The organism is Actinopolymorpha rutila, from assembly GCF_013407855.1.
Classification (GTDB): domain Bacteria; phylum Actinomycetota; class Actinomycetes; order Propionibacteriales; family Actinopolymorphaceae; genus Actinopolymorpha; species Actinopolymorpha rutila.
This window is the reverse complement of the sequence record NZ_JACBZH010000001.1, coordinates 3,209,701-3,234,548: the sequence shown is the minus strand read 5'-3', so window position 1 is coordinate 3,234,548 and position 24,848 is coordinate 3,209,701. Positions and strand designations below refer to the sequence as shown.

21 protein-coding genes and 1 tRNA gene are annotated in these 24,848 nt (G+C 71.5%); 14 read left to right on the top strand and 8 right to left on the bottom strand.

Annotated features, from left to right (window positions below; all coding sequences use genetic code 11):
* Window positions 1-198: 198 nt before the first annotated feature.
* From F4554_RS14375 to F4554_RS14355, 5 genes are all read left to right on the top strand, one after another.
* Window positions 199-1,287 carry a LacI family DNA-binding transcriptional regulator gene (locus F4554_RS14375; RefSeq protein ID WP_337796039.1) on the top strand — a complete coding sequence of 363 codons (1,089 nt, stop codon included), beginning with the start codon at window positions 199-201 and terminating at the stop codon, window positions 1,285-1,287.
* Window positions 1,288-1,381: 94 nt separating this feature from the next.
* Window positions 1,382-2,209, top strand: coding sequence for a sugar phosphate isomerase/epimerase family protein (locus F4554_RS14370; protein ID WP_179787848.1), 828 nt, complete (start codon window positions 1,382-1,384; stop codon window positions 2,207-2,209).
* 81 nt (window positions 2,210-2,290) lie between these two features.
* Window positions 2,291-3,706 (top strand): glucuronate isomerase, encoded by a 1,416-nt coding sequence (gene uxaC / locus F4554_RS14365; RefSeq protein ID WP_179787847.1) that lies wholly within the window; start codon window positions 2,291-2,293, stop codon window positions 3,704-3,706.
* The gene (locus tag F4554_RS14360) at window positions 3,703-5,076 is read left to right on the top strand and encodes a mannitol dehydrogenase family protein (RefSeq protein ID WP_179787846.1); all 1,374 of its coding nucleotides are present in this window, start codon (window positions 3,703-3,705) and stop codon (window positions 5,074-5,076) included. The genes uxaC and F4554_RS14360 overlap by 4 nt, the downstream gene beginning before the upstream one ends.
* Before the next feature lie 143 nt (window positions 5,077-5,219).
* Window positions 5,220-5,654, top strand: coding sequence for a hypothetical protein (locus tag F4554_RS14355; protein WP_179787845.1), 435 nt, complete (start codon window positions 5,220-5,222; stop codon window positions 5,652-5,654).
* Between the two features lie 61 nt (window positions 5,655-5,715).
* Here F4554_RS14355 and F4554_RS14350 read toward each other — a convergent pair whose 3' ends face one another.
* The 5 genes from F4554_RS14350 to F4554_RS14330 all read right to left on the bottom strand — a co-directional run bounded on the left by F4554_RS14350 (window position 5,716) and on the right by F4554_RS14330 (window position 8,837).
* Window positions 5,716-6,864, bottom strand: coding sequence for a Gfo/Idh/MocA family protein (locus tag F4554_RS14350; RefSeq protein ID WP_179787844.1), 1,149 nt, complete (start codon window positions 6,862-6,864; stop codon window positions 5,716-5,718).
* Window positions 6,865-7,045: 181 nt separating this feature from the next.
* Window positions 7,046-7,117: transfer RNA gene (locus tag F4554_RS14345), tRNA-Val, on the bottom strand.
* A 70-nt stretch (window positions 7,118-7,187) separates the two neighbouring features.
* Complete coding sequence (locus F4554_RS14340) at window positions 7,188-7,706, bottom strand: peroxiredoxin (protein ID WP_337796038.1); 519 nt, start codon at window positions 7,704-7,706, stop codon at window positions 7,188-7,190.
* 140 nt (window positions 7,707-7,846) lie between these two features.
* The gene (locus tag F4554_RS14335; protein ID WP_179787843.1) at window positions 7,847-8,278 is read right to left on the bottom strand and encodes a DUF3052 family protein; all 432 of its coding nucleotides are present in this window, start codon (window positions 8,276-8,278) and stop codon (window positions 7,847-7,849) included.
* Between the two features lie 145 nt (window positions 8,279-8,423).
* Complete coding sequence (locus F4554_RS14330) at window positions 8,424-8,837, bottom strand: YjbQ family protein (protein WP_179787842.1); 414 nt, start codon at window positions 8,835-8,837, stop codon at window positions 8,424-8,426.
* 360 nt (window positions 8,838-9,197) lie between these two features.
* Here F4554_RS14330 and aceE point away from each other — a divergent pair, with 360 nt between their 5' ends.
* Window positions 9,198-11,963, top strand: coding sequence for a pyruvate dehydrogenase (acetyl-transferring), homodimeric type (gene aceE, locus F4554_RS14325; RefSeq protein WP_179787841.1), 2,766 nt, complete (start codon window positions 9,198-9,200; stop codon window positions 11,961-11,963).
* A gap of 149 nt (window positions 11,964-12,112) precedes the next feature.
* Here the strand turns inward: aceE and F4554_RS14320 are convergent, their stop codons facing one another.
* Window positions 12,113-13,168 (bottom strand): PHP domain-containing protein, encoded by a 1,056-nt coding sequence (locus tag F4554_RS14320; RefSeq protein WP_337796037.1) that lies wholly within the window; start codon window positions 13,166-13,168, stop codon window positions 12,113-12,115.
* 218 nt (window positions 13,169-13,386) lie between these two features.
* Between F4554_RS14320 and F4554_RS14315 the strand changes: the two genes are divergently transcribed.
* The 6 genes from F4554_RS14315 to F4554_RS14290 all read left to right on the top strand — a co-directional run bounded on the left by F4554_RS14315 (window position 13,387) and on the right by F4554_RS14290 (window position 19,950).
* Window positions 13,387-14,559, top strand: a complete 1,173-nt coding sequence (locus F4554_RS14315) for a PucR family transcriptional regulator (RefSeq protein ID WP_337796036.1) — start codon at window positions 13,387-13,389, stop codon at window positions 14,557-14,559.
* 87 nt (window positions 14,560-14,646) lie between these two features.
* Window positions 14,647-15,831, top strand: a complete 1,185-nt coding sequence (locus F4554_RS14310) for an acyltransferase domain-containing protein (RefSeq protein WP_179787839.1) — start codon at window positions 14,647-14,649, stop codon at window positions 15,829-15,831.
* Window positions 15,828-16,826: a beta-ketoacyl-ACP synthase III gene (locus F4554_RS14305; protein ID WP_337796035.1), complete on the top strand. Its 999-nt coding sequence runs from the start codon at window positions 15,828-15,830 to the stop codon at window positions 16,824-16,826. Before F4554_RS14310 ends, F4554_RS14305 begins: the two co-directional genes overlap by 4 nt.
* A gap of 81 nt (window positions 16,827-16,907) precedes the next feature.
* Window positions 16,908-17,153: an acyl carrier protein gene (locus F4554_RS14300; RefSeq protein ID WP_092883728.1), complete on the top strand. Its 246-nt coding sequence runs from the start codon at window positions 16,908-16,910 to the stop codon at window positions 17,151-17,153.
* A 77-nt stretch (window positions 17,154-17,230) separates the two neighbouring features.
* Window positions 17,231-18,466, top strand: a complete 1,236-nt coding sequence (locus F4554_RS14295; RefSeq protein WP_179787837.1) for a beta-ketoacyl-[acyl-carrier-protein] synthase family protein — start codon at window positions 17,231-17,233, stop codon at window positions 18,464-18,466.
* Entirely contained in the window at window positions 18,463-19,950 is a 1,488-nt protein-coding gene (locus tag F4554_RS14290) for an acyl-CoA carboxylase subunit beta (protein WP_179787836.1), read from the top strand. Before F4554_RS14295 ends, F4554_RS14290 begins: the two co-directional genes overlap by 4 nt.
* A 9-nt stretch (window positions 19,951-19,959) precedes the next feature.
* On the opposite strand, the gene F4554_RS14285 is transcribed toward F4554_RS14290, so the two are convergent.
* Together F4554_RS14285 and F4554_RS14280 are read right to left on the bottom strand one after the other, a co-directional pair.
* A complete protein-coding gene (locus F4554_RS14285) occupies window positions 19,960-20,814 on the bottom strand; it encodes a phosphotransferase (RefSeq protein ID WP_179787835.1) in 855 nt (284 codons plus the stop codon).
* A gap of 564 nt (window positions 20,815-21,378) precedes the next feature.
* Window positions 21,379-22,527, bottom strand: coding sequence for an alkaline phosphatase family protein (locus F4554_RS14280; RefSeq protein WP_179787834.1), 1,149 nt, complete (start codon window positions 22,525-22,527; stop codon window positions 21,379-21,381).
* Between the two features lie 365 nt (window positions 22,528-22,892).
* On the opposite strand from F4554_RS14280, the gene F4554_RS14275 reads away from it, so the two are divergent.
* Both F4554_RS14275 and F4554_RS14270 read left to right on the top strand, forming a co-directional pair.
* Window positions 22,893-24,002 (top strand): mandelate racemase/muconate lactonizing enzyme family protein, encoded by a 1,110-nt coding sequence (locus F4554_RS14275; RefSeq protein ID WP_179787833.1) that lies wholly within the window; start codon window positions 22,893-22,895, stop codon window positions 24,000-24,002.
* 25 nt (window positions 24,003-24,027) lie between these two features.
* Complete coding sequence (locus F4554_RS14270; protein WP_179787832.1) at window positions 24,028-24,834, top strand: SDR family NAD(P)-dependent oxidoreductase; 807 nt, start codon at window positions 24,028-24,030, stop codon at window positions 24,832-24,834.
* Window positions 24,835-24,848 lie beyond the last annotated feature (14 nt).

Below are 24,848 nucleotides of genomic sequence, written 5' to 3'. Positions count from 1 at the left end.
TTGCTGTCCGCCCGTTCGGTGAGCGGACAGCCGGTGAGCGGTCGCCCACGCAGCGCGGACGGCGCACGACCGGTTGTGGCAACTATGGCAACCGGTTGCCAAACTTTGTCAAGAGGGGCGAGACTAGGCCGTCCGACAACGGCACCCGTCACCGACCGGCGACGCGGCGGTGAACCGCGATGTGGGAGGGAGCGACCTGTGAGGGAGCGGACGCCGACGATCCACGACGTGGCCGCCCGCTGCGGGGTGAACGCCTCGACGGTGTCACGGGCCTTCACCAAGCCCGAACGGGTCAGCCCGGCCACCCGGGACCGGATCCTCGCGATCGCCGCGGAGATGGGATACCGGCCGAACGCCATCGCCCGGGCCCTGCCGTCCGGGCGCACCCGCACCCTCGGCCTGCTGGTCCCCGACATCACCAACCCGTTCTTCCTGGACCTGATCCGCGGTGCCGAACGCGCCGCGGCGGTGGCCGGCTACACCCTGGTGCTGGCCGACACCGAGGAGACCAGCCAGCAGGAGACGACCGTGGTGGAACGCCTCACCGGCGCCGTGGACGGGTTCGTGCTGGCCTCCTCCCGGGCGTCGGACGAGCGGCTGCGCGAGGTGCACGCGAAGACCCGGGTCGTGGTGGTCAACCGCCGGGTCCGGCCGCTGCCGGGCGTCCTGATCGACAGCGCCCACGGCACCCGGCAGGCCGCCGAGCACCTCGCCTCGCTCGGCCACCGGCGGATCGCCTATCTCGCCGGGCCGCGCGCCTCCTGGTCCGACGCCCGCCGGTGGCGGACGCTGCAGGCGCTGGCCCGCCACCGTGACCTCGAGGTGGTCCGGATCGGCCCGCTCGCCCCCACGGTCGAGGGCGGCATGGCCGCCGCGGACTCCGCGGTGCTGCACGACGTGACGGCGGTGGTGACGTTCAACGACCTGCTCGCCATCGGGGTGCTCCGCCGGCTGCGCGACCGCGGCATCGACGTGCCCGGCCAGATCAGCGTGGTCGGCTGCGACGACATCTTCGGTGCCGACTTCTGCCACCCGTCGCTGACCACTCTGGCCGCGCCGATCGAGTCCGCCGGCCGGTCCGCGGTCGATCTTCTGCTCGGCCTGCTCGCGGACGGGCCGGACCGGCCGCGCACCGAGGACACCGAGGACGTCGTACTACCCACCAGGCTGACGATCCGGGAGAGCACCGGCCCCGCACCGGCGTCCGGCCGCGCACGTGGTCGGTCCCCGCGCCAGCGGGCGGCGACCGACCGGCGTACCGCGAGGGCGGTGGGCGCCACCCGCTGACCGCCCCGCCCCGCCCGACCCGACGACTGTCCGACGAACCAACCGGCAATCCAGCTCGACGACCACACCCACCCACCACCGGAAGGTGTACGTGATGAAACTCAGCTTCAGCACGCTCGGTTGTCCGAAGTACACCCTGGACCAGGTTCTTTCCACCGCGAGCGACAACGGCTACGACGGTGTCGAACTCCGCTTCCTGCGCGGCGAGGTCGGCCTGCACGAGCTGGAGGAGTTCTCCGCGCAGGGTCTGCCCCGCACCCGGGCGAGGTTCGAGCAGGCCGGGGTGGAGCTCGCCTGCCTGGACACCAGCGTCCGGTTCACCTCACCCGACAAGGACGAACGCGCGCAGCAACTGGAGGCGGCCCGCACCTACGCCCGGATCGCGGCCGAGCTCGGCTCGCGCTACATCCGCGTCTTCGGCGGCGCGGTCCCCGACGAGGGCCCGGAGCGCACGGAGACCACCAAGCGGATCGCCGAGGGGCTCGCCGAGGCGGCCGCCGCCACCCGCGCGGAGGGCGTCACCGCGGTGCTGGAGACCCACGACAGCTTCTGCACCTCCACCCAGGTCGGCGAACTCCTGTCGTACGCGCCGAACGACGACCTCGGCATCCTGTGGGACGTCCTGCACTCCTACCGCCACGGCGAGCCGCTGGAGCAGACCTGGCAGGCGCTGGGCGAGCGGATCCGGCACGTCCACCTCAAGGACTCCGGGTCGTACTCCCCCACCGACTTCGACTTCCGGCTCACCGGCGAGGGCACCATGCCGATCGGCGAGTTCGTCGGGCTGCTGGACCGCGAGGGCTACACCGGCTACCTGAGCTTCGAGTGGGAGAAGGCCTGGCACCCCGAGATCGAGGAGCCGGAGGTCGCGATCCCGCAGTACGCGGAGTACATGCGCAAGCTCGTCCCGGCCACCCGCTGACCACCCGACGTCCACCGACCACCCGAGCCAACGAGCTCCCGCGAGCCGGTGAGCTCCGAGCGAACCAGGAGAAGGGACCGGATGACCGACATCGAACTTCACCCGGACCGGCTGTTCCCGACCGACCCGAGCGTGCGGTCGATCGCCCGCCGCCTGTACGACGAGGTGGCCGGGCTGCCGATCATCTCCCCGCACGGCCACGTCGACCCGGCGATCCTGGCCGAGGACCAGCCGTTCGGCGACCCGGCCAACCTGCTCGTCGTACCCGACCACTACGTCACCCGCCTCCTGCACGCGCACGGTGTGTCGTTCGACAGCCTCGGCGTCCCGCCCGGCGCGCCGAAGGGTGACGCGTCGCCGCGGGAGATCTGGCGGACGTTCTGCTCGCACTGGTGGGCGTTCCGCGGCACTCCTTCGCGGTACTGGCTGGAGGCGGAGCTGGTGGACGTGTTCGGCGTACGTCTGCGGCCCTCCGCCGACACCGCCGACGAGATCTTCGACCAGCTCAGCGAGCGGCTGGCCTCGCCGGAGTTCCGCCCGCGCGCGTTGTACGAGCGGTTCGGGATCGAGGTCCTCGCCACCACCGACGACCCGGCCGACGACCTCGCGGCACACCGGCAGCTCGCCGACGACGCGGCGTGGAAGGGCCGGGTGGTGCCGACCTTCCGCCCCGACCCCTACCTCGAGCCCGCGCGGCCGGACTGGCCCGCCCGGGTGGCGAAGCTGGGCGAGGTGACCGGTGAGGACACCACCGGCTACGCCGGCTACATCGCCGCGCTGGAGCAGCGGCGGGCGTACTTCAAGCGGAACGGCGCCACCGCGACCGACCACGGCCACGCCGACGCGGGCAGCCGGCCGCTGGAGCCGGCCGAGGCGAACCGGATCTACGCGGCGGCGCTCGCCGGCGCGGCCAAGCCGGAGGAGGCCACGGCGTTCCGCCGGCACATGCTCACCGAGATGGCCCGGATGGCATCCGAGGACGGACTGGTGATGCAGCTGCACCCGGGCGTGCTCCGCGACCACCACACCGGCACCTTCGACCGGTACGGCCGCGACGTGGGCGGCGACATCCCGATGACCACGGAGTACACCCGGTCGCTGCGGCCGCTGCTGGAGCGGTTCGGCACCCACCCGAACTTCCGGATGGTGCTGTTCACCGTGGACGAGGACGTGTTCTCCCGCGAGATCGCGCCACTGGCGGGCTTCTACCCGTCGGTGTTCGTCGGCGCGCCGTGGTGGTTCATCGACACCCCGGACGCCATCAGGAGGTTCCGCGAGGCGGTCACCGACTCGGTCGGCTTCCACAAGACGGCCGGCTTCGTCGACGACACCCGCGCCTACTGCTCGATCCCGGTGCGCCACGACATGGCCCGCCGGCTCGACTGTGGGTTCCTCGCCCGACTGGTCGCCGAGCACCGGCTGCCCGAGGACGAGGCGGCCGACACCGCCGCCGACCTCGCGTACCGGCTGCCCGCCTCGACCTTCCGCGTCGCATGAGGCGGCTCACGAGGGCGGAGGCCGGAGGCGGCGAGGCGGCCACGGTCCGGGTCGTCCACCTCGGCCTCGGCGCCTTCTTCCGGGCACACCAGGCGTGGTACACCCACCGGGCCAACACCGCGGACGGGACCGAGCCCGCCGGCATCGCGGCGTTCACCGGGCGGCGGCCCGACGCCGCCCGGCCGCTCGCGGACCAGGACGGGCTCTACCACCTGCTGGTCCGCGACCGCGACGGCGACCGGACCGAGCTGGTCACCAGCCTGTCCGGGGCGTACGACGGTGCCGACGCGAAGCGGCGTGACGGCACGCTCGCCGACCCGGCCGTCAGCACCGTCACCCTCACCATCACCGAGGCCGGCTACGTGCGGGCCGCCGACGGCGCGCCCGACCTGGCCGACCCGCGACTGGCCGGCGACCTGGAGCGGCTGCGCGCCGGGGACTCCGCGGTGTCCACGGCACCGGGACGGTTGCTGGCCGGGCTGGCCGCGCGCCGGGCGGCCGACGCCGGCCCGCTCGCCGTCGTACCCTGCGACAACCTGGTGGACAACGGCGCCACTGTCGCCCGGGTGCTGACCGGGGTCGCGGACGCGGTCGATGCGGACCTCGCCGCGTGGGTACGCGCGAACGTGTCGTTCGTCTCCACCACCATCGACCGGATCACGCCCGCGACCACGCCGGGAGACCGCGACGTCGTCGCCTCCCTGTGCGGGTTCGCCGACCAGGCGCCGGTGGTCACCGAGCCGTTCACCGAGTGGGTGCTGGCCGGGGACTTCCCGGCCGGCCGGCCCGCCTGGGAGCACGGGGGCGCTCGCTTCGTCGACGACGTGCGGCCGTTCGAGCAGCGCAAGCTGTGGTTGCTCAACGGCGCGCACTCCCTGCTGGCGTACGCGGGTCCGGCCCGCGGCCACGAGACCGTGGCCGAGGCGATCGCCGACCCGGTGTGCCGGGGCTGGGTGGACGCCTGGTGGGACGCGGCGGCCAGACACCTGGCGCTGGAGGCCGCGGACATCGCGAAGTACCGCGACGACCTGGTGGAACGCTTCGCCAACCCGCGCATCCGGCACGCGCTGGCGCAGATCGCGATGGACGGTTCGCAGAAGCTGCCGATCCGGGTGCTGCCGGTGGTGGCCCGCGAACGCGCGGACGGCGTACTGCCCGAGGGCGGGGTCGTGGCTCTGGCCGGCTGGCTCGCCCACCTGCGGGACGGGACGCGCGTACGCGACCCGCGCGGGGAGGAACTCGTCGGCCTGGCCGGCGGCCCGGTGGAGGAGGCCGTACCCCGGGTGCTCGCCGTCCTCGACCCGGCGCTGGCCGACGACGCGGAGCTGGTGGCCGGCGTACGCCGGACGCTCACCGAACTGACCGGCTGAGCCCGGGCCGGCGACCGGAGTCCAACCCGGCGTCACAGAGGGGCCGTCCGCTCGGACGGCCCCTCTGGCGTGTTTTCGGCCGAGACGGAGCAGTCGGACTGATTGGGTGCGCTTCGTCCTGGGTAGTGCACTACGGCAGGTGGATGCCTGCGACATTCCCCAAGCGTTGCCCCGGCCCCTGGCGCACCGCGTCGTCGTCGACCGCACTCGCCTGCTGCGGACTCGGCGGCGACGCCGACCTCCCAGGAGCCCGGCACATGACCTCCTTGCCTCCCCTCGTCGGCGCACCCGCAGCGACCGGTGAGGCCGAAGCGCACGCCACGCCCGCGACGGAGAAGGCCTCGCCGCCGGCGCTCCGGCACGAACCCGGCATGGGTCCGGGCGCGCTCGCCATCCGGGTTCCCCCGGCGTCGCTGGACCCAGGACGGCACCGGATGCCGCACTCGGCCGTACGACCGCCCGCGGCGGCACTCGTCTCCGGCCTTCTCTACCTGCTGACCGCCGGGCGGCTGGCGAGGTTCCGCGCCCGGGGCGCTCGGGTCCTGGCACCCGCCGACGGCAGCAGCGTGGCGAGCTGAGACCCCGAGGTGTCGCGGTATCGCGGGCATAGCCGCGAACTCAGCGGCCCGGGCGTAGCAACTAGAACGTCGTCGTCAGCTCCACCGCGCGGCCGGTCCGGGCGGACTCGGCGACCTTCAACATGATCTCCAGCGCGTGCCGGCCGTGTTCGGCACTGAGTGTGGGCCGCTCTCCTGTCCGCACGCAGTCGGCGAGGTGTTCGACGACCACCGCGCGGTGCAGCAGGTCGTGCCGCGCCTGGCTCTGCCGCAGGTGTCCCCATCCGGTCGGCTGCACCCAGCCGTCCATGCCGGGCAGCGCGTCCACGCGGTAGACCTCCAGGGGTGAGTCGCCGCCACCGCCGTCCTTGATGTTCAGCGTGCCCCGGCGGCCGAAGATCTCGACCTTCGGGCTCCTGGCCGCGTGGACGTTGAACGTGCCGTCGACGACCGCGAACGTCGCACCGCCGAAGTCCAGCATGAACAGCGTGTTGTCGTCGGCGGTCACGTCCATCACCGTCCCGCCGAACGGCCCGGCGCCGCGGACCGTCCGGGTGGGCTCGGTGATGCCGGAGAACGCCACCACCCGCTTCGCCGGGCCGAGCAGTGCGGTGATCTCGTGGATGCCGTACACGCCCATGTCCAGCAGCGGACCCGAGCCCTGCTGGTAGAACCAGCTGGGGTCGGCGGGCCAGCCGTACGGGCTGCCACCCGGTCCGGCGTGCGAGCTGCGCACCCGGGCGAACGCGACCTTCCCGATCGCGTCCAGGTCGAGCAGCCGGCGCGCCTCCTGGTAGGTGGGGAACAACGCGTCCGGCGGCGCGCACACCACCGTCAGGTTGGCTGCGGCCGCGAGCTCGATGATCTCGTCCGCCTCGTCCATGGTGTTGGCCAGCGGCTTCTCGGTGGCGAGGTGCTTGCCGGCGCGCAGGATCGCGAGCGACGTCCGGCCGTGGAACCCGATCGGCGTCAGGTTGACCACCGCGTCCAGGTCCGTGCCGTCCAGCATGGCTTCCAGGCTCGGGTAGGCGGCGGGGACGCCGAACTCCTTGGCCACCGCCTGGGCCCGTTCGAAGACCACGTCCGCGACCGCCGCGACGGTCACCTTCTCCGCGATCCACCGCAGGTTCGGGAGTACGCCCACTCCGGTGGTCGCGATCATGCCGGTGCCCAGGATCCCCACCCGTAGTGGCTCCTGGTCGCCTTCGGTGCTCGTTTCCGACGTCGTCATCCCCGGCCTCCACGATCGCGCGCGAGCTTTCGCCGACGTCGCCGAGCATGATCCTGTCTTCGCGGTGCGTGGGCCGGTGTGCCGGAGACGGCCACCACCGTCCGGGACCGGGCGCGGCGCCGACCCGGATCGGGCCGGCGGTCAGGCCGCGGCGTGCGGATGGCCGGGCGGGATCAGACGGTGGGGCCGGACGGGATCGAACCGCCGACACTCGCGGTGTAAACGCGATGCTCTACCACTGAGCTACGACCCCCGGGTCGAGGCGACAGATTACCCGGTCCGGCGATCAACCCCGCACCAGGGCATACCGTGTGGCCTCCTACCTACAGCCGCTCCAGCGCCGTGAGGTAGTCGTCGACCGCCCGGGCGTCCTGGATGGCGTTGACGACCTGCCAGCGGACGGCCCCGGCGCGGTCGATCACGAAGGTGCCGCGCAGAGCACAGCCACGGTCGGCGTCGAAGACACCGTAGTGGCGGGCCACCTCGCCGTGCGGCCAGAAGTCCGACAGCAGCGGGAACGTCAGCGACTCACGCTCGGCGAACACCCGGAGCGAGAACATCGAGTCGCAGGAGATCGCGAGCACCCGGGCGTCCAGGGCCGCGAACCGCGGCTGGGCCTCCTGGAGCACCCTCAGCTCGCCGGTGCACACCCCGGTGAAGGCGAACGGGTAGAAGACCACGACCGTGTGCGCGGTCCCCGCCCGGCCGGGCTCGGCGGGACCGTCGCCAACGTCGCCGGCACGGAGTCGTACCTCCGCGCCGTGCTGGTCGTTCAGCGCGAAGTCCGGCGCCTGGGCACCCACCAGCGGCGGGTGCGGGTCCTGCGTCGTAGCCGCGTCCACGGCACGTCCCTCCCTCTCCCCGTTCCTCCGGCTCCCCCCGTGCAACACGGCCTCGCGTGCGGCGACCGCCGGCCGCCCCCCACGGCCGGCGAACGCCGCCACACGAACCAGCGCCGCCGGTTCCTCAGCGCCAGAGGTCCTCAGCGCTGTCGGCTCTTCGGCGTGGCCAGCCGGGTGCCGAGCCAGTCCCGCGCCACGGACTTGCTCGTCGTCGTGGACAGACCCGCAGTGGGCGCCGACTCGGAGATGTCGCTGGCCTCGACGTAGCCGTCCCGGCCGACCTTCGGTGTCAACAGCCAGATGACACCGCCGTCGGTGAGGTCGGGTTTGGTGTCGACCAGCGCGTCCACCAGGTCGCCGTCGTCCTCCCGCCACCACAAGATGACCGCGTCGACCACCTCGTCGTAGTCCTCGTCCACGAGGTCGTTTCCGGTGTGCTCTTCGATCGCCCGGCGCAGGTCTTCGTCACAGTCCTCGTCCCAACCGAGCTCCTGCACCACCATGCCGGGCTGTAGGCCCAGCCGCTCTGCTGGCCCAGACTGGCCTTCGGCCTCGCCTGCGGTCGCGCTCACGAGTCCCGCCCTCCATTTCTCGAAAGTGTTACGTGTTGGCCGGTAGTCCAGCGCCCCGGCGCGTCGTACGCAAGTGCCCACGGAGTGTCGTACCCCGCGTCCACCTGTCGCGACTTGTCGCTCATACAGACAGTCTCAGGCAGTCTCAGCCCTGGAGCAGTGACAACCGGACCTTTCGCCGCGGATTGTCGCGGTTGGTGTCGACCAGGCACACCCGCTGCCAGGTGCCGAGCGCCAACCGACCGGCCACGACAGGAAGCGTTGCATACGGCGGAACGAACGCGGGCACCACGTGGTCGCGACCGTGCCCGGGCGAGCCGTGCCGGTGCCGCCAGCCGAAGTCGGCGGGCAGCACCGCGCCGAGCACTGCGAGCAGGTCGTCGTCGCTTCCGGAGCCGGTCTCGATCACGGCGACGCCGGCCGTCGCGTGCGGGACGAACACGTGCAGGAGCCCGTCGCCGTCCTGGGTGGCCGCCGCGACGAACCGCTCGCACTCGTCGGTGAGGTCGTACACCACCTCGCCGGAGCCGGTACGGACATCCACCATCTCACTGCGCATATCGGCCTTTCTGCGGGGAGAACGGTCCAGAACGGGCTGCCAGAGGAGCAATTCGGGCGAGGGCACACCATCACGATGGTTTCCGGCATGGTGCCCGAGTCCGGAAACAGACCAGACACTGGTACCCGCCCGCGAGTGGGACGACGTAAGGTTGGCTCCCGGTTTCGCCCTGACGCCGCGGTGCGGGCTCCGGGTCGAGGCCACGGGCCGCCACCATGGCCCGGTGTCGGCGTTCGGCCCCCGGAACGGCACCACCGGGACCGGGGACGACTCCTGCTCGCCCGCGAGAGACTATGAGAGTCAGGACGACAATGCACTACCTGGTGGGAGCACCCCCACACCCCCGAGAAAGGGATCGCCGTGGCTTCCGGAGCAGAGCGTAGGCCCATCATCACAGATGGCCTTCCCACCCAGCTCCCCGACATCGATCCGGACGAGACCCGTGAGTGGATCGAGTCGCTCGACGCGGTGCTCGACGAGCGCGGACAGGAGCGTGCGCGCTACCTGATGCTGCGCCTGCTGGAACGCGCGCGCGAGCGGCAGGTGGGCGTCCCCGCGTTGCGGAGCACCGACTACATCAACAGCATCCCGCCTGACCGCGAGCCGTGGTTCCCCGGCGACGAACACGTGGAACGCCGCATCCGGGCCTACATCCGCTGGAACGCCGCGATCATGGTGTCGCGCGCCAACCGCAAGGGCCTGGAGGTCGGCGGGCACATCGCCACCTACCAGTCCGCGGCCAGCCTGTACGAGGTGGGCTTCAACCACTTCTTCCGCGGCAAGGACCACCCCGGCGGCGGCGACCAGATCTTCATCCAGGGCCACGCGTCCCCGGGCATCTACGCCCGCGCGTTCCTGGAGGGCAGGCTGAGCGAGGACCAGCTGAACGCCTTCCGCCAGGAGGTGTCGCAGGGCGCCGGCAACGGTCTGTCGAGCTACCCGCACCCGCGGCTGATGCCGAACTTCTGGGAGTTCCCCACCGTCTCGATGGGGCTCACCGCGGTCAACGCGATCTACCAGGCGAGGTTCAACCGCTACCTCCGCAACCGCGGAATCAAGGACACCAGCCAGCAGCACGTGTGGGCGTTCCTCGGTGACGGCGAGATGAGCGAGCCGGAGTCCCTCGGCGCGATCGGCGTGGCGTCCCGGGAGGAGCTGGACAACCTCACGTTCGTCATCAACTGCAACCTCCAGCAGCTCGACGGTCCCGTACGCGGCAACGGCAAGGTGATCCAGGAGCTGGAGTCCTACTTCCGGGGCGCCGGCTGGAACGTCGTCAAGGTGATCTGGGGCCGCGACTGGGACCCGCTGCTGGCCCAGGACGTCGACGGCGCCCTGGTCAACAAGATGAACACCACTCCGGACGGGCAGTTCCAGACGTTCTCCGTGGAGAGCGGAGAGTACATCCGCGAGCACTTCTTCGGCGGTGACCGGCGGCTGGGCAAGATGGTCGAGGGGCTGTCCGACGACGAGCTGCGCAAGCTGTCCCGGGGCGGCCACGACTACCGCAAGGTCTACGCCGCGTTCAAGGCGGCGACCGAGCACGTCGGCCAGCCGACGGTCATCCTGGCGCACACCATCAAGGGCTGGACGATCGAGGCGCTGGAGGGCCGCAACGCGACCCACCAGATGAAGAAGCTCACCAAGGACGACGTCAAGAAGTTCCGCGACCGGCTGTATCTCCCGATCTCGGACAAGGAGATCGACGAGAACGACCTCCCGCCCTACTACCACCCGGGCAAGGACTCCGACGAGATCGCCTACATGCTCGAACGCCGCCGCCAGCTCGGCGGGCCGGCACCGGAGCGCCGGGTGAGCCCGACGCCGCTGAAGCTGCCCGGCGACGCCGTGTACAGCGAGCTGCGCAAGGGATCGGGCAAGCAGCGGGTGGCCACCACGATGGCGTTCGTACGGCTGCTCAAGGACCTCATGCGCGACAAGGGCATCGGCGCGCGGTTCGTGCCGATCGCCCCGGACGAGTTCCGCACGTTCGGCATGGACTCGATGTTCCCGACGGCGAAGATCTACGACCCGCACGGGCAGACGTACGAAGGTGTCGACCGCAAGCTGCTGTTGTCGTACAAGCAGTCGGAGAAGGGCCAGCTGCTGCACGAGGGCATCAGCGAGGCCGGCGCGATGGGCTCGGTGACGGCGGCGGGCACGGCCTACGCCACCCACGGCGAGCCGATGATCCCGGTCTACATCTTCTACTCGATGTTCGGGTTCCAGCGCACCGGCGACTTCATGTGGGCGCTCGGCGACCAGCTCGCCCGCGGCTTCCTGATCGGCGCGACCGCCGGGCGCACCACGCTCACCGGTGAGGGGCTGCAGCACGCCGACGGGCACTCGCACCTGCTGGCCTCGACCAACCCCGCCTGTGTGGCCTACGACCCGGCGTTCGCGTTCGAGCTGTCCTACATCGTCAAGGACGCCTTGCGGCGGATGTACGGCTCCAGTGAGGAACACCCCAACGGCGAGGACGTCTTCTACTACCTCACCGTCTACAACGAGCCGCAGGTGCAGCCGGCCGAGCCGGAGAACGCCGACGTCGAGGGCATCCTGCGCGGCGTCCACCGCTACGCCGAGCACGCCGGCGAGGTCGACGACCGCACGCCGCGGGCGCAGATCCTCGCCTCCGGTGTGGGCATGCCGTGGGCGCTGGACGCGCAGCGGATGCTGTCGCAGGACTGGGGCGTGGCCGCCGACGTGTGGTCGGTCACGTCGTGGAACGAGCTTCGCAGGGACGCGGTGGAGGCGGAGAAGTGGAACCTCCGCAACCCCGACAGCGAGGCTAAGGTGCCGTACGTCTCGCAGAAGCTGGCGGGTGCGGCGGGTCCGTTCGTGGCGGTCAGCGACTGGATGCGGGCGGTGCCGGACCAGATCTCCCGCTGGGTGCCCGGCGACTACTCCTCGCTCGGCACCGACGGCTACGGCTTCGCCGACACCCGGCCGGCGGCGCGGAGGTTCTTCAACGTCGACGCCGCCTCGGTGGTCGTCGGGGTGCTGGCCGCGCTGGCCCGCCGCGGTGAGGTCAAGCAGTCGACCGTACGCGAGGCGGCCGACCGGTACGCCATCACCGACCCGACCGCGGTCGCCGACGTGGCCCAGGAAGGCGGCGACGCGTAGGCGTCACAGCTCCCGCAGTCTGGCGAGAACAAAGAAGGTCCCCGGCTCACGAGCCGGGGACCTTCGCATGTGGAACCTGCTCTGAACGCCGGCCGGGACGAGACGACCGCGGCTGTCAACCAGGCGCTGTCAACCGGGCGCTGTCACTGTCAACCAGCGCTTGATCTGGCCGTACGGCGTTCGCGGCGCTCGCGGATGCGGTCCAGCAGTTCGTCCGCCGGCAGCGTGTTGATCACCCGGTCGGCGGGGACCTCGCACTCCTGCGCGCGGGCACAGCCGTACGGCTGCCAGTCCAGCTGCCCGGGTGCGTGCGCGTCGGTGTCGATCGAGAACACACAGCCCTGCTCGACCGCCTGCCGCAGCAGCCGCCGGGGCGGGTCCAGGCGTTCGGGCCGGGAGTTGATCTCCACCGCGACCCCGAACCTCCGGCAGGCCTCGAACACGATGTCGGCCTCGAACGACGACTCCGGCCGGGTCCCGCGCCCGCCGGTCACCAGCCGGCCGGTGCAGTGGCCCAGCACGGTCACCAGCGGGTTGGCGATCGCGGCCACCATCCGGGGTGTCATGTCCGCGGCCGGCATCCGCAGCTTGGAGTGCACGCTGGCCACCACGACGTCGAGGGACGCGAGGAGTTCGGGGTCCTGGTCCAGCGAGCCGTCCTCGAGGATGTCCACCTCGATGCCGGTGAGGATGCGGAACGGCGCGAGCTCGGCGTTCAGCTCGCGGACGACCTCGAGCTGGCGGCGCAGCCGCTCGGCGGACAGCCCGTTGGCAACCTTCAGCCTGGGCGAGTGGTCGGTGAGCGCGACGTACTCGTGCCCGAGGTCGCGTGCGGTGCGGGCCATCTCCTCGATCGGGCTGCCGCCGTCGGACCACTCGGAGTGGGTGTGCAGGTCGCCGCGCAGCTTCGCGCGCAGGGACTCCCCACCCGCCACCAGCGGCCCGTGCTCGTCTTCCAGCCGGGCGAGGTAGCCGGCGGTCTCCCCCGCGTACGCCTCGGTGGCGACCTTCGCCGACGACGGCCCGATGCCGGACAGCTCGGTGAGCGTTCCGTCCCCGACCCGCCGGGCGAACTCCTCGCCGGGCAGCTCGGCAAGGGTCTGCGCGGCCCTCCGGAACGCCCGCACGCGTGGGGTCTCGGCGCGTGCGCGTTCGAGCAGGAACGCGATGCGGCGCAGCTGGTCGATCGCCTCGGTCGCGGTCACGAGCACACACTAGAGCCTTCACTTCGGCCGGTTCCGGGAACGGTCACCGGGCAGAACAGTCCGAAAGTATTGCGAACCCAGCAGATCGGACAAAAGCCTCCGGTCAGGCCGGATTGGCGTACGACCTCGTAGCGGTGTCCCCTGCCGGCCTGGCCGGCGCTCACCATGTGTCACCACGAGCGTGGGTGCCAGGACACGGTGCGTGGGACACTTCGCAGGTGCCGAGTCTTCACCGAACGTCCACCGCGGGACATCTGGAGCGCGCGAGCGGGGTGCTCGCCTCCGCCACGATCGAACGGATGCAGGAACGCCTGTCGTGGTTCCGCGGGATGAATCCGCAGGACCGATCCTGGATCGGCCTGGTCGCGCAGACGTTCTTCGCGGCGTTCGTCGCGTGGTTCCGCGATCCCGGCCGGGGCCCGATCTTCACCGCGGACGTCCTGGGCACCGCGCCCCGTGAGCTGACCCGCAAGGTCACCTTGCACCAGACCGTGGAGATGATCCGGATCGGCATCGAGGTCGCCGAGGAGCGGGTCGACCAGATCGTCCCGGAGGAGGACGTGCCGCGGGTGCGCGAGGCGGTCCTGCTGTACTCCCGGGAGATCGCCTTCAGCGCGGCCGAGCTGTACGCCCGGGCCGCGGAGATGCGCGGTGCGTGGGACGCCCGGCTGGAGGCGCTCATCGTGGACGCCGTTCTGCGTGGCGAGACCGACGACGCGGTGCGCTCCCGCGTGGCCGCTCTCGGCTGGTCGGAGTCCGCGCCGGTCCTGGTGGTGGTGGGCAGTACTCCGGAAGGTGACCCGGAGGCCGGCGTGGAGCTGATCCGCCGGGACGCCCGGCAGGCCAGGCTGGACGTCCTGACCGGGGTGCAGGGCGACCGGCTGATCGTCATCCTCGGCGGCGAGACCGACCCGGCGAAGACCACCAGCCGGTTCGCGGCCCACTTCGGCCCCGGCCCGGTCGTCTACGGCCCGGTGGTGACCGACCTGATGGGGGCGTCCCGGGCGGCCCGCGCGGCGATCGCGGGTTACCTCGCCGCGCCGGCGTGGCTGGACGCGCCGCGCCCGGTCGGCGCGGAGGAGCTGCTGCCGGAGCGGGCGCTGTCGGCGGACGAGACCGCCCGCCGGCAGCTCGTCGTGGACATCTACACCCCGCTCGCCCAGGCCGGCCCGGTGCTGCTGGAGACGCTGGCGGCGTTCTTCGAGAACGGCGGCTCGGTGGAGGCCACGTCCCGGATGCTGTTCGTGCACGCCAACACCGTGCGTTATCGGCTGCGGCGGATCACTGAGCTCAGCGGTTACTCTCCGTCGAACCCGCGCCATGCGTACACGCTTCGGATCGCACTCACCCTGGGCCGCCTGCACGCCCATCAGGCGGCGACCGCACACTGACTTTGTAGGGTTCCTACAGAGAAGTTCGCGAAACTTTCGTCCACCCGGGGCGCCCTTCGGAACCGTTCAGCCGTCAAGGTGGATTTCGTGCTCGTCATCGTCGCGCCTGGACAAGGGGCGCAAACGCCTGGATTCCTCGCACCGTGGCTCGAGGACCCGACTTTTGCCGACCGCATCAACTGGCTGTCCGCGGTCTGCGACACCGACCTCGCCCACTACGGCACCGACGCGGACGCGGACACCATCCGCGACACCGCGATCGCCCAGCCCCTGCTCGTCGCGTCCGGACTCGTCGCGGCGCTCGCGTTGTTCCCCCACCCCGCCGACGCGTTCCGCGTCATCGACCTCGCCGCCGGCCACAGCGTCGGCGAGATCACCGCGGCCGCGGGTGTCGGCGTGATCAGTGCGGAGCAGGCGATGGTGTTCGTCCGCCAGCGCGGCAGGGCGATGGCCGCCGCCGCGGCGGAGCACCGCTCCGGGATGATGGCCGTCCTCGGTGGCGACCCCGAGGAGGTGCTCGCCGCGATCGCGCGTCACGACCTCGTGGCCGCCAACAACAACGGCCCCGGCCAGGTGGTGGCCGCCGGCACCCTGGAGGCCCTGGAGGCCTTCAGCGCCGACCCACCGGCCCGCACCCGGCTGGTCCCGCTGCAGGTCGCGGGCGCCTTCCACACCAACTACGTCGCACACGCGGTCCCCCTGCTCGGCGGCTACGCCCGGGCGATCACCACCCACGACCCGCGCACCCGCCTGCTGTCCAACCGCGACGGCCACGTCGTCCACGACGGCCGGGACGTGCTCGACCGGATCGTCACCCAGGTGAGTTCTCCGGTGCGGTGGGACCTGTGCATGCGCACGATGGAGGACCTCGGCGTCACCGGCATGCTGGAGATGCCGCCCGCCGGCACCCTCACCGGGATCGCCCGCCGCGCCCTGCGCGGGGTGGAGACGTTCGCGCTGAAGACTCCGGACCAGCTCGACGACGCGCGCGCATTCGTGGAGAAGCACGGCGAGGGCGGCCCGCTGGAGGGCAACCCGACCTGGCGGCTGCTGGTCGCACCGGCGAAGGGCGTGTTCAGCCTGGCCACCGAGCAGCCCACAGGTGCCGCGCTGGCCCCGGGCGCGGTGGTGGGCAGCGTGAAGAGCCTGCGCGACGACCTGCAGGTCGCCGCGCCGCACGGCGGGACGATCGTCGAATGGCTGGTCGAGGACGGCGACCCGGTCTCCCCCGGCCAGCCGCTGGTACGCCTGCACCCGGTGAGCGCCCAGTGACGAGTGCGATCCGGACCCCCGACGGCACCCGACACGCCGGTGTGCTCGGCGTCGGCTCGTACCGACCGCACCGGATCGTCACCAACGCCGAGATCTGCGAGCGGATCGACTCCTCCGACGAGTGGATCCGCACCCGCTCGGGCATCGTGAGCAGGCGCTGGGCCGGCCCGGAGGAGACGGTCGCGGCGATGTCGGTCGCGGCCGCCGGCAAGGCACTGGCCGCCGCGGGCATCCAGGCCGACCAGCTCGGCTGCGTGCTGGTGGCCACGGTCTCCCACCTGTCCCAGACACCGGCCGCGGCGCCGATCATCGCCACCGAGCTCGGCGCGCAGGGCGTGGCCGCGTTCGACATCTCCGCCGCCTGTGCGGGCTTCTGCTACGGCCTCGAACTCGCCCGGTCCATGGTGAGCTCCGGCACAGCGACGTACGTCCTGGTCGTCGGTGTCGAACGCCTGTCCGACCTCACCGACCCCGAGGACCGCTCCACGGCGTTCCTGTTCGGCGACGGCGCGGGCGCCGCCGTGGTCGGCCCCGCCGACGAGCCTGGCATCGGCCCGGTGGTGTGGGGCTCCGACGGTGCCCAGGCGGAGGTCATCCGCCAGAAGGAGACCTGGGACGACGCCGTGTCCGACGGCGACTTCCCGCACCTCGTCATGCAGGGCAACCCGGTCTTCCGGTGGGCGTCGTACGAGATGGCGAAGGTCGCCCAGCAGGCGCTCGACCGGGCCGGCGTGGCCGCGCAGGACCTGGACGCGTTCATCCCCCACCAGGCCAACAACCGCATCACCGACGCGATGGTCAAGGCCCTGAAGCTGCCCGGCCACGTCGTGATCGCACGGGACATCGCCGAGCAGGGCAACACCTCGGCGGCGTCCATCCCACTCGCACTCGACCGGCTGCTGGCCGCGTCGGAGGTCAGGAGCGGCGACATCGCGCTCGTCATCGGTTTCGGAGCCGGGCTGGTGTATGCCGCTCAGGTCATCCGAATTCCCTGAAGTACCCAGCGACCCCGCCCTCGTCCCGCGCGGGCGCGGCACCTGAAAAGCGGCATCCACGAGAAGAAGGAGCACCAAGGCATGGCCACTACAGAGGAAATCCGCGCCGGGCTTGCGGAGATCGTCAACGAGGTCGCTGGCATCCCGGCCGACGACGTGCAGATGGACAAGTCGTTCACCGACGACCTGGACGTCGACTCCCTGTCGATGGTCGAGGTGGTCGTCGCCGCCGAGGAGAAGTTCGGCGTCAAGATCCCCGACGACGAGGTGAAGAACCTCAAGACCGTCGGAGACGCGGTCGGCTACATCGAGCGTGCGCAGGGCTGAGGACGACGGGTGGCCGGTGGCTTGGCCGCCCCGGTCACCCATCCCCGGCGTAGGACGCGGAGACAGAGGAGAACCCGATGAGCACCAAAGTTGTCGTCACCGGCCTGGGCGCCACCACGCCGCTCGGCGGTGACGTCGCCTCGACCTGGGACGGCCTGCTGGCCGGACGGACGGGCGCGAAGGCCCTGACCGCGCCGGAGTACGCCGACCTGCCGTCCCGAATCGCCGCGCCGGCCGCGGTGGAGCCCGGTGAGGTGCTGAGCCGGGTCGAGGCCCGCAAGATGGACCGCTACCAGCAGTTCTCCGTGATCGCCGCCCGCGAGGCCTGGGCCGACGCCGGCCTCGCGAAGGACGAGGTTCCCGGTGAGCGGCTGGCCGTCTCGGTCGCGTCCGGCATCGGCGGCCTGATCAGCCTGCTCGACACCTACGACGTGCTGCGCACCAAGGGGCCCCGTCACGTCACGCCGTTCACCATCCCGATGCTCATGCCGAACGGCGGCGCAGCCCTGGTGGGCCTGGAGTTCGGCGCGAAGGCCAGCGTGCAGACGCCGGTGGCGGCCTGCGCCTCCGGCAACGAGGCCATCCGGCACGGGCTGGACCTCATCCACTCCGGCAAGGCCGACGTTGTGGTGGTCGGCGGCGCCGAGGCGATCATCCATCCGCTGCCGATGGCGGCGTTCGGAGCGATGATGGCGCTGTCGCGGCGCAACGACGACCCCGAGCACGCGTCGCGGCCCTTCGACAAGGCCCGCGACGGTTTCCTGCTCGGTGAGGGCGCCGCGGTGATGGTGCTCGAGTCCGCCGAGCACGCCGAGCGACGTGGCGCGCGGGTGTACGCCGAGATCGCCGGCGCCGGCGCGTCGGCCGACAGTCACCACATCGTGCAGCCCGACCCCGACGCCAAGGGCAACACCGCCGCCATGGCCGAGGCCCTCGAGAACGCGGGCATCGCGCCCCACGAGGTCACCCACATCAATGCGCACGCGACCTCCACCACCGCCGGCGACCTGGCCGAGGCGGCCGGGATCCGCGCCGTGCTCGGTGACGCGGCCGACAACGTGGTGGTGACCGCGCCCAAGGGAGCGCTCGGGCACATGCTCGGCGCGGCCGGCGTCGCGGAGTGCATCGCCACCGTGCTGTCGCTGTACAACCGGGTCGTCCCGCCCACCGCGAACCTGGTGGACGTCGACGAGCGGGTGAACCTCGACATCGCCGTGGAGCCGCGCAAGCTTCCCGACGGTACGCTCACCGCCCTGAACAACTCGTTCGGGTTCGGTGGGCACAACCTCACGATCGCCGTCCGGAGCGTGTGAGCAGAAGGGACGCAACCGTCACCGAGAACTCCCCCGGCTCGAACGCGGCCGGCAACCCCGCCGCCGAGCCGAAGACACCGAGCACGCGAGACAAGCCGCCCCGCGAGCAGGACCCGCGCTTCCCGCGCAACCGGCTCGCGGCCCTGCTCGACCCGGGCACTCTCGAACTCCTCACACCCGAGGACCGAAGCGGCATGCTCGCCGTCACCGGCGCCGTCGACGGCAGCCCCGTCGTCGCCTTCTGCTCCGACCCGACCATCCAGGGCGGCGCGATGGGCCACGAGGGCTGTGACGTCGTGGTGCGGGCGTACGACCGTGCGCTGGCCGACGGCGTACCCGTCATCGGCCTGTGGCACAACGGCGGGGCGCGGCTCGCCGAGGGCGTGCTGTCCCTGCACGCGGTCGGCCAGATCTTCCACGCCATGACGCGGGCGTCCGGCCGGATCCCGCAGATCTCGGTGGTCCTCGGCCCGGCCGCCGGTGGTGCGGCGTACGGTCCGGCGCTCACCGACGTGGTGGTGCTGGGGCCGGAAGGACGCATCTTCGTCACCGGCCCGGACGTCGTCCGCTCGGTCACCGGCGAGGACGTCGACATGCTCCGGCTCGGTGGCCCGGAGCCGCACGGGCGGCGGTCCGGCGTCGTGCACGTCGTCACCGACTCCGAGCGGGCCGCACTGGACGAGGGCCGCCGGCTGGCCGGTCTGCTCGGCGCGCAAGGAGAGCTTGACACCTCCTCCGTGGTCGACACCGACCTGTCCGACCTGCTGCCGGACTCACCGCGCCGGGCGTACGACGTCCACCCCCTGATCGACCACCTTCTCGACGAGGGCACCGCGCTCGAACTCCACCCGCGCTGGGCGCCCAACATCGTCACCACGCTGGGCCGGTTCGCCGAGCGCACGGTCGGCGTCATCGCCAACAACCCGCTCCGGCTCGGCGGGTGCCTGGACTCCACCTCCGCGGAGAAGGCCGCGCGGTTCGTGCGGATGTGCGACGCGTTCGGCGTACCCCTGGTGGTGCTCGTGGACGTGCCGGGCTACCTGCCCGGCGTCGGCCAGGAGTGGGACGGTGTGGTGCGGCGGGGTGCGAAGTTGCTGCATGCGTTCGGCGAGGCCGTGGTCCCGCGGGTGACGCTGGTGACCCGGAAGGCCTACGGCGGTGCGTACATCGCGATGAACTCCCGTTCGCTCGGCGCGACGAAGGTGTTCGCCTGGCCGACCGCCGAGATCGCGGTGATGGGCTCGATCGCGGCCATCCGCATCCTGCACCGGCGCCGGCTGGCCGAGGTCGAGCCGGATGTCCGGCCGCGGGTCGAGGCCGAGCTCGCCGCCGAGCACGACCAGATCGTCGGCGGACTCGACAAGGCGCTGTCGATCGGCGTGATCGACGAGGTGGTCGAGCCCGCGCTCACCCGTAGCCGGCTGGCCGCGGCACTTGCCGAGGCGCCGGCCAAGCGCGGTGCGCACGGCAACATCCCGCTGTGATCGCGATCTCTACGGACCTTCCAGCCGCACCGTGTCGAGTGTCGGCCAGGGAGGACCCTCGCGTAGCAAGCGCAGGAACTCCTCTCCGAACCGCCTCCCGTTCGGAAACTGGTCGCCACGGTCCCAGCGCCACGCTGCGACCATCGCGAGAACGAGTTGCCGGCACTCGTCCAGCAGTCCTCGGTCGACGCCGGGGTAGTGCTCGCTGACCGCCTCCGGAACATGGGCGAGATCGAACTCGACGGGTCCACGGCAGCACGTCTCGAGGTCGATGAACAACGGCCCGTTCTTCGTGCTGAGCACATTGCCCGGGTGCGGCTCGCCGTGGAGCAGCTGCTCCACGGCGCCGCGGTCCTCGATCGCCCGTCGCAGGCTTCCCAGTCTGCTGCTGAGGAACACGCGGTCTGCGTCGGCGAGCTCAGGCGAGAGATCAGGGTTTGCGACGAGTTCTTCCGCCTCCGCGATTCGATCCGTGAACCGAGGGCTCGGCACGTCGATCTCGCGCATGCCGGCGTGCAGCCGCTCGAGCGCCTTGGCGTAGTCGACTGGTGAGACGTGCGGTGTCACGGGCTCGTGGTAGGTCCACAGCGTCACCGCGAAGCCGTCGTGGGTGTACACAAGCGGGTCCACCCGAGACTCCAGGGTGCCGGCCGGGCATCCGACCGCCGCGAGCCGTTGCGCGAGCTCGACCTCGAACTGTGCAACCTCCTGCCCCACAGGGGCGACCCGGGCAAAGACGTCGCACGGCGTCAGCCGCAGCGCCAGCTTGTTGGAGTCGTGCAGAACGATCGCGTCGTTGGCCGGCAGGCCGAGCGATACGGCGACCGAAGTCGCAGCAGCGATCGCACGCGTGACGTCAGACATCTTCACCCTCGAATCTGGATCCGTCATGGATGCGGACCATGCTGCCCGCGGGGTTCCGGAAGGCACGGTCATGGTGGGCGGTCAACGTATCCGGGACATCGATCCGCAGCAGGAGCTGAGCTTCGTGGGGGTACATCGCACCTTCGCAGGGTCGCAGCGATGCCAGGTTCGACTACAGGAGAACGGCGGCGGTCCGCGGCCGCTGTCGAAGCTGACAATGACCTTCTGCGACACGGCAGGATCAGGGATGCCTCGGCATAGCCGGCAGCGTTTCTCACGACTGCCATGCCCACCAACTGCCACCGGGGCAAGGCTCTCCGCGATCAGGAAGCTCCCGGCAGCATCGCACTGCTGCATACCTGCGCAGCACGCGACGACACGTCCGTACCTACCGTGTCAGCGCGTGCCCCGCCGGCCGGGTAGGTCGCGATGCACCCGACCCCAGATGCCGTAGGACATGTGCAGCCTCTCCATCGAAACGATCGAGGTGGAGCTCTCGGGCAACCGCCGGACGCTCCACACCGGGAGTCTAACCGCTCCCGCCGCATCCGCCAGTTGAGACTTCTAGAGGCCGAAGGCCGAGCGCATCGACGGAGCGTCCACCGCGCAACCCAGCCTTGACACCCCGAGGATCTCCTCCGTGGTCCGCAGCAGCGAGCAGTGCGTGAACGCGCGGTCGCTGGACAGCTGCTTGGTGTGCGGGGAGATGACGATCGTCGGGATGTGGTTGGACGAGGAGGAGCCCTCGTCCCAGGTGATCACGACGGCGAGGCGGCCGGCGCGGTAGTCGGGTCCGGCAAGGATGTGCGGAACCCACCGGGCCAGCCAGTCGTCACCGGCACCGATCCGGCCGCTGTCGCATCCGGACGCGCCGTGCATGTCGTGGCACAGGTCCGGCGCGACGAAGGAGTACGCCGGCAGGCCGTTGTCGATGCCGTGCCGCAGCGCGCCGGAGCCGGTGGTGCCGAGCGGCACGTCCCAGTCCGCGCACCGGCCGGCGAGCGAGCTGTAGTAGGGCGCGGGGGCGTGCCGGGGTGCGTACGTGCCGGAGTTGCCCTTCGCGCACGCCTGCGGCATCGACTCCGCGTACACCCGCCACTGCCGCCCGGACGCCTGCACCTGGGAGAAGATGCTCGGCCCGTCGAGTTGGTGGGCGTAGGCGTCGGCGTCGTCGCAGATGCCGTGGGTGGAGCCGCTGGTCAGCAACAGGTAGCCGGGCAGGGAGGGGCAGCCGGTGGAGTAGCCGGCCTGGTAGTTCGTCGCCGTGCCGTAGGTACGGGCGAGCTTGGCGAGATACGGCGCGTTACCGCCGTTCAGCACCGAGTCGTACTCCTCGTTCTCCTCCACGACCACGAGGACCTTGCTCGGCCGGACGCGCTGGGCGGCTTTGGCGGCCTTGGCAGGCCTCGCGGGCTTCGCGACGCCCGCGGGGGACGCACGGTGCCGCTTCGGCGGCGTGGGCCGGGCGGTCTTCCGGTGGGTAGGCGTCGCGGACCTCGTCGGGGTCGGCGACGGCACGGTCGCCGTGGGAGACGGCTTCGCAGTGTGCGGGGTGGCCGCCGGTGAGGTGGGAGGCGGTGACGCGGAGGCGGTCCGGCGCTCCGCGGGCCCACCGGCGGAGGTGTTCCGGGTGCCGCCGATGCCGAGGGACGTACAGCCGGCGAGCGTGATCGCCAGGGCCGCCAGGGCGATCAGGTAGGTACGTCCGCGCACGGTGACCGACCACTTTCCTTGCTCGGTTCGAGGTCCTTTCAGCGCCGGCCGATCCTTCCTGGTCGCTATCGCAAACTGGCCTTTTCCGGCCGTACGACTCTCCGTACGAAATCACCGCCGGCGCGGCGAAGCCCGTATGGTGACATCCCTTCCTGGGTTGGCTTCCGGCGGCCTTTCGTTCAGCGCCGAACGACCCGCGGACAGCCCGGAAAGCGGATTCACCACCCTGGCGACCCGGAGGGGAAAAGCGACGAAATGTTCGGCCCGAAGAATTGTGGAAAGCCCGAAATCGCCAGCTCCGAAATCACGAACCGAATCGTCGCGGCCACTTTTCGCGACCGTCGGCCGAATTCCGGGAGGTCCTGATGCCGACGCTCGGCGAGCAGCGCGTCACCGAGATCCGGATCGTCCGGACCCGCGACCGCTACCCACGCACGATCGGCCGCAACGCCAGGCTGGGATCGCACGGTGACGGTGGACCGGTCACCGCGGTCTGCCTGGCCACCGACGGCGGCGCACACGGCTGGGGGCTCGCTCTGGGAGGTCCGGCCGGCGTGGAGGCGGCGGCCCGGTCGCTCACCGGGCGAACGGTCGGCGAACTGTTCGACCCCGAAGTCGGCGTCACCGAACCGGCCGCGCTTCCCCTCGACCTCGCGCTGCACGACCTCGCCGGACAACTACTGGGCCTGCCCGTGTACGAGCTGCTCGGTGCCGCCGGACCGCGACCTGTGCCCTGCTACGACGCGGCCATCTACCTCGACGACCTGGACCCCGACGACGCTCCTCGCGGGGTGGAGGCGGTGCTGGCCAACTGCCGCGCTGACGAGCTGGCCGGCCACCGGTCGTTCAAGCTGAAGATCGGCCGCGGCCACCGCTGGATGTCCGCCGGCGACGGCCTGCGCCGGGACATCGAGGTCACCCGGGCCGTTCGCGCGCAGCACCCCGGCGCCCGGATCCTCGTCGACGCCAACGACGGCTACTCCCCCGACGGGCTGCTCGCCTACCTGGAGGCGGTCGCCGACTGCGGGTTGTACTGGATCGAGGAGCCGTTTCCGGAGAACCGCACCGACCTGACCAGGCTGCGGGCCGAGCTCACCCGGCTGGGTTCCACGGCGCTGGTCGCGGACGGCGAGTACGAGCCGGACGTACCCCACCTGCTCGACCTCGCCGCCGACGGCCTGGTCGACGTGTTGCTGATGGACGTGGTGTCGTTCGGCTTCACCGCCTGGCGCCGGCTGTGGTCACAGGTGCGGTCGCTCGGTGTGCAGATCTCGCCGCACGCGTGGGGTCAGCCGCTGAAGACGCGCTACGCCGCGCACCTGGCCGCCGGCCTGGGCGGAGTGCCGATCGTGGAGGGTGTCCTGGGGCAGACCGACGGCGTCGACGCGTCCGGCTACCGGCTGGTGGACGGCGCGCTGCACCTGCCGGACTCCCCGGGTTTCGGCATGCCGCTGCCCTGTGTTTCGCCGGCCTGAACCCCGATGCCGAAGGAGTGACCCGATGACCACGAACGAACCGACCGGGCGGACGCCCGATTCCACCACGGTGCTTGAGAGGTTCTCCCTCGCGGGCAAGGTGGCGCTGGTCACCGGGGCTAGCCGCGGCCTGGGCCGGGCGATGGCGCAGGCCCTCGGCGAGGCCGGCGCGTCGGTGGCGGTGACCGCCCGTGGAGCCGACGGCGTACGCCGGGCCGCGGACGAGCTTCGCGCGCGGGGCATCCGGGCGTACGGAGTGCGTGCCGACGTCACCGACCCCGCCGACGTCGACCGGATGGTCGGGGAGGTGACCCGCGAGCTGGGCCCGGTCGACGTGCTCGTCAACAACGCCGGCATCAGTGTCCCCGGCACGGCGCTGGAAACCTCGGAGGAGTCCTGGCGGGAGGTGCTGGCCACCAACCTGGACGGCGTGTGGCGGTGCAGCCGGGCGGTCGGCGCGGGCATGGTCGAACGCGGGTCCGGCACGATCGTCAACATCGGCTCGATGTCGGCGATGATCGTCAACCAGCCGCGCTGGCAGCCGCCCTACCTCGCCTCCAAGGCCGCCGTCCACCAGCTCACGAAGGCACTGGCCGCCGAGTGGGCGCCACACGGCATCCGGGTCAACGCGCTTGCCCCCGGCTACTTCCTGACCGAGGCCTCACCGGTCGACCAGCCGGAGTACCAGCAGTGGTGCGTGGAACCCGCCGCCATGAAGCGCTACGGCCTGCCGGACGAGCTCGGGCCGGCCGTGGTCTTCCTGGCCAGCGACGCGTCCAGCTTCATGACCGGCTCGGTCGTCGTCATCGACGGCGGGTTCACGCTCTTCTGAGCCCGGCGGGCCCG

Coding starts and splice junctions, on each gene's coding strand:
- F4554_RS14370 (WP_179787848.1), top strand. CDS start 1,382: ATGAAACTCAGCTTCAGCACGCTCGGTTGTCCGAAGTACACCCTGGAC.
- uxaC (WP_179787847.1), top strand. CDS start 2,291: ATGACCGACATCGAACTTCACCCGGACCGGCTGTTCCCGACCGACCCG.
- F4554_RS14360 (WP_179787846.1), top strand. CDS start 3,703: ATGAGGCGGCTCACGAGGGCGGAGGCCGGAGGCGGCGAGGCGGCCACG.
- F4554_RS14355 (WP_179787845.1), top strand. CDS start 5,220: ATGCCTGCGACATTCCCCAAGCGTTGCCCCGGCCCCTGGCGCACCGCG.
- F4554_RS14350 (WP_179787844.1), bottom strand. CDS start 6,864: ATGACGACGTCGGAAACGAGCACCGAAGGCGACCAGGAGCCACTACGG.
- F4554_RS14330 (WP_179787842.1), bottom strand. CDS start 8,837: ATGCGCAGTGAGATGGTGGATGTCCGTACCGGCTCCGGCGAGGTGGTG.
- F4554_RS14300 (WP_092883728.1), top strand. CDS start 16,908: ATGGCCACTACAGAGGAAATCCGCGCCGGGCTTGCGGAGATCGTCAAC.
- F4554_RS14295 (WP_179787837.1), top strand. CDS start 17,231: ATGAGCACCAAAGTTGTCGTCACCGGCCTGGGCGCCACCACGCCGCTC.
- F4554_RS14285 (WP_179787835.1), bottom strand. CDS start 20,814: ATGTCTGACGTCACGCGTGCGATCGCTGCTGCGACTTCGGTCGCCGTA.
- F4554_RS14275 (WP_179787833.1), top strand. CDS start 22,893: ATGCCGACGCTCGGCGAGCAGCGCGTCACCGAGATCCGGATCGTCCGG.
- F4554_RS14270 (WP_179787832.1), top strand. CDS start 24,028: ATGACCACGAACGAACCGACCGGGCGGACGCCCGATTCCACCACGGTG.